The sequence below is a fragment of the Robertmurraya korlensis genome (genome assembly GCF_023715225.1).
Classification (GTDB): Bacteria; Bacillota; Bacilli; order Bacillales; family Cytobacillaceae; genus Robertmurraya_A.
Window position 1 is genome coordinate 1 of record NZ_JAMBNS010000052.1, and the last position, 608, is coordinate 608.

Genomic DNA, 608 nt, shown 5'->3' on the forward strand with positions numbered 1-608 from the left:
TACTTATTTAATTAAAAACTCTTATCAAAAGAGATAAACCAATTATTATTTTGGCGATCATATAAATCTAAATTACTCGCAATTTTTTGATAGCTATAGTTTAACTTTGGTTTAAATCCATGCCATTGTAATTTTTTATGCGACAAGCTGGCATTGAACTGATATTCGTCATCATGGCGTTTTTTATCATACCAAAAGTTATCCGCCCAAAAGTCTCGCTTGGCATAGCGAATACTGCTACGCCATACGAGTTGTTCGCCAGAATACACGCCGCCTAATCGAATACCTTTTCGGTTCGAAGACTCTGCTTCATCAGATAAGTCATCGCGCATATAATCTGCACCGCCGTACACCAGCCAATTTGGCTTTGGTTGATACAATACAAGCCCAGCAATACTGTTGCTATGACCATCATAACGATCGGCGATACTGCTATCTTGATAGCGTTTTTGAATATGCCCAACATTGCCTGAAAGTTGCCATTGTTGATTAAGCTGACGATTATATTCAAGGGTAGCACCATAGTTTTGGTTATATCGATCGCCACCTAACCAGTTTTGTTCAAACAGCGGAATAACACCCCATGATTGGTGAATGTCCTTATAGCG

General features: G+C 39.0%; 1 protein-coding gene. It reads right to left on the reverse strand.

The window, feature by feature from the left end; genetic code table 11:
* Positions 1–11: 11 nt before the first annotated feature.
* Positions 12–608 (reverse strand): surface lipoprotein assembly modifier (locus M3175_RS24070; protein WP_251524540.1); only part of this gene is annotated, 597 nt, incomplete at its 5' end.